The 9,380-nt window shown below is 39.7% G+C and carries 9 protein-coding genes; 6 read left to right on the top strand and 3 right to left on the bottom strand.

The window, feature by feature from the left end; translation table 11 throughout:
* Positions 1 to 160: 160 nt before the first annotated feature.
* A complete protein-coding gene (locus LC586_RS38425) occupies positions 161 to 1,177 on the bottom strand; it encodes a metal ABC transporter substrate-binding protein (RefSeq protein ID WP_229491048.1) in 1,017 nt (338 codons plus the stop codon).
* A 146-nt stretch (positions 1,178 to 1,323) separates the two neighbouring features.
* On the opposite strand from LC586_RS38425, the gene LC586_RS38420 reads away from it, so the two are divergent.
* A complete protein-coding gene (locus LC586_RS38420; protein WP_229491046.1) occupies positions 1,324 to 2,094 on the top strand; it encodes a metal ABC transporter ATP-binding protein in 771 nt (256 codons plus the stop codon).
* 59 nt (positions 2,095 to 2,153) lie between these two features.
* Positions 2,154 to 3,014, top strand: a complete 861-nt coding sequence (locus tag LC586_RS38415) for a metal ABC transporter permease (RefSeq protein WP_229491044.1) — start codon at positions 2,154 to 2,156, stop codon at positions 3,012 to 3,014.
* Positions 3,015 to 3,327: 313 nt separating this feature from the next.
* Here LC586_RS38415 and LC586_RS38410 read toward each other — a convergent pair whose 3' ends face one another.
* The gene (locus LC586_RS38410) at positions 3,328 to 3,747 is read right to left on the bottom strand and encodes a hypothetical protein (protein WP_229491042.1); all 420 of its coding nucleotides are present in this window, start codon (positions 3,745 to 3,747) and stop codon (positions 3,328 to 3,330) included.
* A gap of 320 nt (positions 3,748 to 4,067) precedes the next feature.
* Here LC586_RS38410 and LC586_RS38405 point away from each other — a divergent pair, with 320 nt between their 5' ends.
* From LC586_RS38405 to LC586_RS38390, 4 genes are all read left to right on the top strand, one after another.
* Positions 4,068 to 4,853 (top strand): HAD family hydrolase, encoded by a 786-nt coding sequence (locus LC586_RS38405; RefSeq protein WP_229491050.1) that lies wholly within the window; start codon positions 4,068 to 4,070, stop codon positions 4,851 to 4,853.
* Positions 4,854 to 5,187: 334 nt separating this feature from the next.
* Positions 5,188 to 6,363: a DNA double-strand break repair nuclease NurA gene (locus LC586_RS38400; protein ID WP_229491040.1), complete on the top strand. Its 1,176-nt coding sequence runs from the start codon at positions 5,188 to 5,190 to the stop codon at positions 6,361 to 6,363.
* A 199-nt stretch (positions 6,364 to 6,562) separates the two neighbouring features.
* Positions 6,563 to 7,747, top strand: coding sequence for a hypothetical protein (locus LC586_RS38395; RefSeq protein WP_229491038.1), 1,185 nt, complete (start codon positions 6,563 to 6,565; stop codon positions 7,745 to 7,747).
* A 42-nt stretch (positions 7,748 to 7,789) separates the two neighbouring features.
* Complete coding sequence (locus LC586_RS38390; protein ID WP_229491037.1) at positions 7,790 to 8,260, top strand: hypothetical protein; 471 nt, start codon at positions 7,790 to 7,792, stop codon at positions 8,258 to 8,260.
* Between the two features lie 52 nt (positions 8,261 to 8,312).
* On the opposite strand, the gene nadC is transcribed toward LC586_RS38390, so the two are convergent.
* A complete protein-coding gene (gene nadC, locus LC586_RS38385) occupies positions 8,313 to 9,179 on the bottom strand; it encodes a carboxylating nicotinate-nucleotide diphosphorylase (protein WP_229491035.1) in 867 nt (288 codons plus the stop codon).
* Between the last annotated feature and the right edge of the window lie 201 nt (positions 9,180 to 9,380).

Genomic DNA, 9,380 nt, shown 5'->3' with positions numbered 1-9,380 from the left:
GTATCAAAAGTAGTGGGGGGATAGTTAAAATTAGCTTTGTTAATAATCAATACTTGGCACATGTAACGATTGATTATTAACAAAGTTTTATATTTGATTTGTTCAACAGTTTCGCACCGGGAACTAGTCTAAACTCCAGTAGATATTTACTATGATGAATTTACTTCTTTAGTTTAAATGGGGTATATTTCCCCCCCAATGCTTCTACAATTGTACGGGTATTCACCTCCATCATTTTGATATAAGAATCTCCTGGACTTCCCTTAGCGCCAATTGAATCAGAATAGAGTTGATTTGGTGCTAATTTCACCCCTGCTTCTTGGGCAACAGTCTTAATTAAAGCTGGGTTAATTGTAGTCTCAGCAAAAATTGCAGAAACGCCTATTTTTTTAATTGACTCTACCAATCGCTGGACTGTTTGAGCGCTTGGTTGTTCTTCGGTACTAATGCCAATTAAAGTACCTGCGATCGCAATCCCATAAGCACGTCCATAATATTGGAATGCATCATGAGTTGTCACCAGTTTACGCCGAGGTGCGGGGATAGTTTGAATCTGTTGATTAATCCAGCTATGCAATTGTTTTAATTCATTAGTAAGTTGCGATGCCTTTTGAGTAAATTTTTCTCTATCTTCAGGTGATCTCTCAATCAAAGCATCCCGTATTGCATTCGTCATTGCGATCGCATTTTCTGCACTACCCCAAACGTGCGGATCTGGCACAACTTCTCCTTTGCCTTTATCAAGCTGCAAAGATTTGACAGCTTCCCCCACAGCTAACTTTTGCGCCTTATCACCAGAAGCATTCATCAATTTAATCAGCCCCGGTTCGAGGTTGTAGCCGTTATACAAAATCAAGTCGGCTTCTTCCAAAACCCTGCTGTCTGCTGGTACTGGTTCGTAAACATGGGGATCAGTACCCGGTTTTAGGATTCCACTTAGTTGAATTTCGTCTCCTCCAACCTCTTGTGCCAAATCAGCAATGATAGTACTTGTTGCAACCACTCGCGGCTTATCTCCCTTGGTAGTGTTGGAGTTAGAGTCTTTCTGGGTACAACTGAGTAAAGCCAAAGGCACAAGCATTCCCAAACAAAGCCGGAAAAAAACTTTTCTCTTCATTCTGCTGATTATTCCCTTGCCGTAAGGATTACTGCCGTCTATCTCTAGTATTAGTTTCATTTATCTTGGATATTACATCTAATTATAGATTTTTTCATATTTCTCTCATTTTTATAGTAAGCTCAAGAAATAAATATTTAAACCCGATTATGAAAAACGTCTCTTTTCCTGCAAAATTGAGCCTATCCCAGACAAAAATAGAGGAAATGCCTGCAAAAACTGTTAAAGCTTTTGACATGAGTTCCAAAGCAGCAATTAGCATTGCCCATCTAGGGGTATACTACCGGACACAAGAAGCCTTAAGGGACGTTAACTGTATCGTCAAACCGGGAAAACTGACGGGTATTTTTGGCCCCAACGGTGCTGGCAAAAGTACGCTGATGAAAGCAATGTTAGGCTTGGTTCCTGTTAGTAGTGGTACGGCGCTATGCGAAGGCAAACCCTTGATGCAACAATTAGAGAAAGTTGCTTATGTACCACAACGTAGCCAAATTGACTGGACTTACCCCGCCACAGTCTGGGATGTAGTAATGATGGGACGGGTAAAGAAAACAGGCTGGTTGCGTAGCTTCTCGGCAGTTAGTCGCCAAGTAGCAAAAAGCGCCATAGAAAGAGTTGGAATGAGCGAATATTGCGATCGCCCCATTGGACAATTATCAGGAGGACAACAACAACGGGTATTTTTAGCCCGTGCTTTAACACAGCAAGCAGAAATATTCTGCTTTGATGAACCTCTAGTAGGCATTGATCAAAAAACCCAGGCAGTGATTTTTGAAGTCTTCCATGAACTCGCCGCCGATAACAAAATTGTGCTAGTAGTCAACCACGACTTAGGGGAATCAATCACCCACTTTGATGATTTAATATTACTAAATCGTGAATTAATCGCCACAGGTTCACGCCAACAAGTACTTACACAAGAAAACCTACATCGTGCTTATAGTGGTAAAGTAATGTACTTTTCAGACGCTGCATAAAATGTCATTGGGTATGGGGCATTAGTGAATGACAAATGACAAATGACAAATGACAAAATATGTTACAAGCATTAATTGAGCCGTTGCAATACGGCTTTATGCAGCGATCGCTCGTGATTGCCATTTTAGTTGGGATGTTGTGTGCAGTTGTAGGCAGCTACTTGATGGTACAACGACTAGCCTTGCTGGGTGATGCCATAAGTCACTCAGTTTTACCAGGATTAGCGATCGCTTTTATGGTAGGAGCAAATATATATATTGGGGCATTTATTGCCGGAGTTATCAGTACAATGGCGATCGCCTGGATTAGAGTGCGATCGCCAATCAAAGAAGATGCGGCAATGGGCATAGTTTTTTCAGCATTCTTTGCCCTTGGTATTACCCTAATTACTGTTATTCAAAAAGATAACAAAATCGACCTTAACCACTTCCTTTTCGGTAACATTCTCGGTGTTACTATTGATGAAGTGCGGGATACTGCTATTATTGCCACTATTGTTTTAATAGTTGTTCTTTTATTATACAAAGAGCTTTTATTTTACACATTTGATCCTTTAGGCGCTCAAGCCGCAGGTTTGCCCGTCAATCGGCTGAACTTTGGACTAATGGTGCTAATAGCTTTAACAATAGTCGCCAGCATGAAAGCTGTCGGTGTAATTTTAGTATTATCACTTTTAATTACACCAGGAGCTACCGCCTATTTGTTAGTTAAACGCCTCAACCAAGTAATGATTTTGGGTGCGGTAATTGGGGTAATTTCTAGTATTAGCGGTATGTATCTGAGCTACTTTTATAACTTGCCCTCTGGGCCTGCGATCGTTTTAGTAGTATCAGGATTCTTTCTGCTGGCGTTACTCTTTAGTCCTGGATATGGTATTTTTAATTATCGTAATGAAGCATTAAATAAGCTAAAAGATTAAGTAAAGTTGATTGTGCTAAAGTTTTGCATTTTTCTTATTATCTACTAGAAATTGCGGCTACAAATATAAAGTCCGCTTACTAAAAAGGCAGCTAATTAAAGCAGTTTGATTACCACTAAGCATGGCACTGCTGTTAATAGGTAGCACCATGCTTAGTCAAATGCTAATTAAGAGGATGTTTTAAAAGCCCCAGAAGGTATAATTTTGCTGTTCTCACTTGGGTTAACTTCGACGATAAATCAAGGTTTTAGCCATGTACTGAGATACTTGACTGTACTAACTAGGAGAACAAAAGACCCTTTTAAAACATCCTCTAAGAACTAACACCAAGAGCGGGTGTGTGAAGCTCGAACTTCTTCGCGTCAACAGCCCACAAGTTGTAGTCACTGTCTTCCTCACGTCGATAAAAGATTCTATGACCCTCATCAGCATCGGCTGTTTCTACTGAGAGGAGAATTGTTACCTTGATTTGCTCTGAACCAGTTTCTTCTTTCTCCAGTGATATCGTACCTTGGTAAAAATCACGACTGGCAATTGTGACAATACCGTCAAACGTCAGTCTTTCACTGTGAAAGTCTACATCCTCTACATCATGTTGCCAAATAAAGTTTGCTGTACCATTATTATCAGTAAGGATAAAAGTTCCCACACTCGGAGCGAGAAATCCCACGTTTGGTACGGGAGTATTATTGGCAGTCGGTACATCTTTAATGAAAGTTTTAGGAAACGGCATAACGCACCTCTAATAAATTCAGTCTGGAATTTTGGATCATTTGCTAAAATCCGGTAACTTATCAATGTGAAGTTACACAGAGGACTCACAATCAAATTATGACATTTTGGATTATTAAAGTAACAGTACCCCTGTGGGTACTATTGAGAAGCAAAAGGTCGAGGCGGTTTGGAATCATGAATGCGATGAAGAGTTACTCGCTTGGGAGTGTTAAAGCGATCGCCTGCAATCATCCAGACTATTTTTCCTGCCTACAGTTGTGATACAACAAATCATTGCAAGTTCAGTTAAGCTGGCAACAGCAGTTTATCCTCAAAACAATGACAGCAAGTAGTCCCACAATTTTAGCCCTAGACTTTGATGGAGTCATATGCGACGGACTAATTGAATATTTTGAGGTAGCATGGCGTACCTACTATGAAATTTGGTCTTTTGCTAACGACACACCACCAGATGATTTAGCTTTAAGATTCTATCGCCTACGACCTGTAATTGAAACGGGTTGGGAAATGCCCGTTTTAATCAAAGCCTTGGTAGATGGAATTCCTGATGAGAAAATTCTTCATGAATGGGCAAGCATCGCCCCAAAACTTTTGTTAGATGACAAGCTGCAAGCAAGAGAAATTGGCGCGAAACTAGATAAACAACGAGATGAATGGATTACCACAGATTTAGATGGTTGGCTAAGTCTGCATAGATTTTATCCAGGTGTAGTAGAAAAAATAAAATTAACTCTTGACAGTGGAGTTAAGCTATACATTGTGACAACTAAAGAAGGGCGTTTTGTCCAACAATTGTTGCAACAAGAAGGAGTGAATTTACCAGCAGAAGCAATTATTGGCAAAGAAGTCAAGCGTCCTAAATATGAAATTCTGCGAAATTTAAAGCAGGAAGCAGAAAACAAGGCAGTTAGTCTCTGGTTTGTAGAAGATAGACTCAAGACTTTGCAGTTAGTCCAACAGCAAGCAGACCTTGAAGATGTGAAACTCTTCCTCGCAGACTGGGGTTATAATACCCAAGCAGAACGGGAAGCTGCCCAAAATGATCCGCGAATTCATCTGTTATCACTGTCTCTCTTTTCCAAAGATTTCTCTGCTTGGCTTTAAATATATGAAATAGGTTGCAATCATCTCTTGATGCCTTTATCCTAAAACGGCTTGTCATTGTCCAGATGTTTGTAATAGTCAAATTGTTGCATTTACCGGTATCCTGCCAGGAACTTAAGTTCCTGGCTTATAACTTAAGTCCACTCAAGTGGACTGAAATCATTTATTTAGTCGTCTGAAGAGAACTTTAGTTATTAGCTTCGGAATTTATTCCAACGCGAAATTGTAACGAAGCCGGATATATAGCAAAGATTATAAACCAGAAGCTTACGTTTTTCTATTTAGGTGAAATAATAACTCATAACTATTCACTCCTCACTTAGCACTTACTTTTATGCTTGATCTTACAAAACTGGCGCGACAAATGCAGGGTTTAAGTCAGCATCTTACTTTAGAAGCTGTTGCCAGTCGTCAGCGTTTAGAATTAGCGCAACAACATCTCAAAAATGCTTACGAGTCTCAACAAGATTTAATCGATCGCCAGGAAAAATGGCGCGATCGCATTCTCTTTGCTAATGCTACCCCAATTGAGCCGTTAGAAACCTGCATTGATATCCCAGTTCCCCCCAAGGTACATACTGTCATCGCTACCGATGGTTCCCAAATTGCCCCCAACCATCACGAAATTGCCTACTGTTATCTTTTAAATATCGGTAGAGTAGTTTTACACTACGGGCAAAATCGCCATCCATTACTAGATAGTTTGCCAGAGGTATTTTATCGCCCGGAAGATTTATACATGTCTCGGCAGTGGGGAATTAGAACCGAGGAATGGATGAGTTTTCGCCGCACTGCTTCAGAAACAACGGTATTGGCAGAACTTGCATGTGCAGCGAAAGGAGAAGCACCAGCATTGGCGATGGTAGATGGTTCCTTAATTTACTGGTTTTTAGAACAATTACCGATGGATGCACGCGATCGCATTTTACCCCCCATCCTGGAAGCTTGGCAGCAAATGCGTGATGCTCAAATTCCCTTAATGGGGTATCTTAGTGCCTCTCGCAGCATCGAAACAATGAACTTTTTACGGTTATTAGCTTGTCCTCATCCAGCGCCAGACTGTAAAACTTATTGCCCAAATCAGCTAGAAAAAGTAGCTTGTAAAATTTTTGAACAGTTGCGAGATACTTCTGTTTGGGCAACCCGACTCAAACCAGGACAACGCAGTACCCTGTGGCGCAGTAATTCCCCCATTCTCGAACTCTACGGAGATCAAACCATTTACTTTTGCTATGTCCACGTTGGCACCGAAATCGCCCGGATCGAAGTTCCAGCATGGGTAGCAGAGAATGTAACCATACTAGACCAAGCATTGGGGCTAATGCTAGCACAAGTCCAAAAAGGATATGGCTACCCAGTAGCGATCGCAGAAGCCCATAATCAAGCAGTGGTAAAAGGTGGCGATAGAACGCGTTTCTTTGCCCTCCTCGAACAACAAATGATTAAAGCTGGTCTAAAAAATGTGGGAACTTCCTATAAAGAAGCCAGAAAGCGCGGCAGTATTGCTTAAGTCAGGGAATAAATGCTTACATAAGCAGAACCCATAAAATAACATTAAGCAGGTCGGCGTAAATATTTGTTGTTTGAATGAGCCAGAAGCCAAGAAGCAAAAGGGAAGAGCGTTTTAGCCTAGTTTATCTTTATTCACATAGTTTGCTTTTATTGTGCCACCCTACTTACCTAAAATTAGTTGTTACTTGAGAAAGCTTTTGGGGAATTATATAAATGTAACCTCTTTATTTGCTGAAACAAGTATGACTATAGATAAAATTACAGATAGCTCGATAGACTATCCAGAAGAAGAGTATTTATCTTCCCGGCGGCGCCGACGCCGAAGTTCTTCATTAGAGATAGATAATCAAAGCTTGGCTAATGATGTTATTAAATCTAGTGTAGATGAACTTGTTAATCCTTCTAATAAACCGACAAGAATCAATTCATCAATTGATTTAACTCTTCTATTGTCCAATAAGGTTGTAATAAATTTAAATGATTACCCAGACATTTTGGATATGTTAGCTGCACATCGAGACAATAAAGCAGATAATTATCCAGATGATTTATCTTATGGGCATTATCAATTACCACGTTTCTTGCCTAGAGGGGAAATAGGTTATGCTTATGCCTTCTACGAAGAAGGAGAAGATGAAAAAATACATTTTTTTGAACATGATGAAGACACCGAAAAAGACTTAGAAATTAGTCTTGAAAACGCTTGTCTAAAATATAGAGAGCAATTTTATACCTACGTGGTGTGCAAGGATGTATTTCCAGCTTTTGAGAAAATTTTAACTTGTCATGGATGGAAGTTATCTACTCTTGATCTAGATTTTGCTTTTTCGTGGCTGGATACTAGGTTGGAATTAGAATACTTTTCTTCTATATCAGACTTTCAAGAATTACCTAAAAATCATGATGATGTTATCAATTTATTAATGAATTTCTTCGTTCTAGAACTTCCTTGGAATAATTATAGTTGTGATTTTAATTTTAGTGATATAAGTTTGAATCTAGAAAATATGGAACCATATCCTTGGCTTGAAAGCAAAGATTTGTCCCTACCAGAAAAACTTAGACTATCCGCAGATTATGACATCAAGTTTCACCTTAATCTATTTAACTACTTTATTGAAAAAAGCAACGAAACCACAGATAAAAAGCTGCCAGTTATTCACAAAATAATTGGAGTTTTAGTCTCACTATCTTCATACTATGAAGATACTACTTCAATTGTTGAAAGTTTAGCACAAAAGGCTAAAGTCCATTCTTGGATTGAAGATGTTGTTAAAGAGAGAGTAGAATACCTCAAAAGTATTTTCGATGTTGCAGAAGACTATATTTCTGATTTGGATGATTTTGTTTCTGAATTTGATAATGCACTTGATGTAATTTGAACTCGTAAAATTAAACTATCAAAACTTGAGGGGAAAGTTTACATGGAATTACTTGAAGTAAAATGGACTAAAAATTTTAAAAAGTTATATCAGACAAAAGATAGTAAATGGACAGGTGAAACAGACAAAATAGGAGAACATATTAAACTGCATTGGAGAAACCAAAATAGTAGAGATGAAAACAATGCAAATGAACCAGGAAAAGGAGAACTGATAATTTTAAGACAATATGGTGTCATAACACACATTTTTCGGTTAATCGACGATAAATTCAACACCGAATTAACGGATAAAGATGAATTTAATATTTATCGTTCAGTTGAAGTCATTTGGGTAACTAATGATTGGAATTGTCCTCCTAGTACCAGCATTTTCTTTGCTTCTGGTGTTCACTTTCCTGCGAATGGAAAGGTGTATCAAATAGAAAAACTGAAAGCTTTCAAACAACGTTGGGGAGAAGGAAGATTAATAGAATTTCAACATTATCTTCAACAAGAATTAGAAAAATACTAAGCTGAGAAGGAAGGGCTGAAAATTGCTGTATAAATCAAAAGTTTCCTTATATTTAAAGTACAATTCTCATACTCAAATCCAACCACTTCGACTGAGTAATTGGCGCACTGCTAGAAATATAGTCAACACCTGTCTGTGCCACACCGCGAATCGTTTCCAAAGTCACATTCCCCGAAGCTTCAATTTTCACCCGGCTATCCTGCTGGCGAATCAACTGCACCGCCTGACGCATGGTATCCAAAGGCATATTGTCTAACATAATAATGTCAGCGTTGTACTGCAAAGCCTCTTTTACCTGCCCTAAACTTTCAGTCTCTACCTCTATAGTCAAGGGATAAGGAATCTGAGAACGAATACGGGTAACAGCTTCTCCAATTCCCCCAGCCGCCGCAATGTGATTATCCTTAATCATCACCGCATCATCCAACCCCATGCGGTGATTAATCGCCCCACCCAAAGCAGTCGCGTACTTTTCCAACAGTCTCAGCCCTGGTGTAGTTTTACGCGTATCCACCAACTGAGCAGGTAAATCAGCAATTTTCTCTACATATATATTAGTCAGCGTAGCAATCCCACTCAACCGCATAGCTAAATTCAGAGCAACACGTTCCCCCATCAGTAGCGCATCCAGAGAACCATGAATTTCAGCTACTACCTGTCCCGGCTCACACCATGCACCCTCAGCCGCAACCGCCACAAAGCTGACTTTTTCATTCAAAATCTGAAACACCCTAGCAGCAACTGGTAAGCCAGCAATTATCCCTGCAGCTTTAGCTATCCATTTAGCCGAGCCTAGCGTTACATCTTCTACTATTAGCGTATTTGTTGTGCGATCGCCCCTGCCAATATCCTCCAACAACCAGCCACGCAACAGTGGATCTAAAACCAGCCAGGGCGGCAAAACACCAGAATTCCTCACAACTTTATTGCTTCCTTAGTGACTTCCAGGAATACTATAGCCTATAACCCTTACTCTCTAAGGCTTTCATAGGTACTCAAAAGCCGTCCAAAATAATTTTGGAAAAAATAGTTGACACAATCAAGGAGGTTCGTTATATTGAATAAGTGCCGGAAGCGAAGCGTTTCATAGCGACGCTTTCAGGAGACCGAACCTTGAAAA

Source organism: Nostoc favosum CHAB5714, from assembly GCF_020829495.1.
GTDB lineage: Bacteria > Cyanobacteriota > Cyanobacteriia > Cyanobacteriales > Nostocaceae > Nostoc > Nostoc favosum.
The sequence above is the reverse complement of the archived record's forward strand: the minus strand, read 5'-3'. Positions and strand labels throughout refer to the sequence as shown.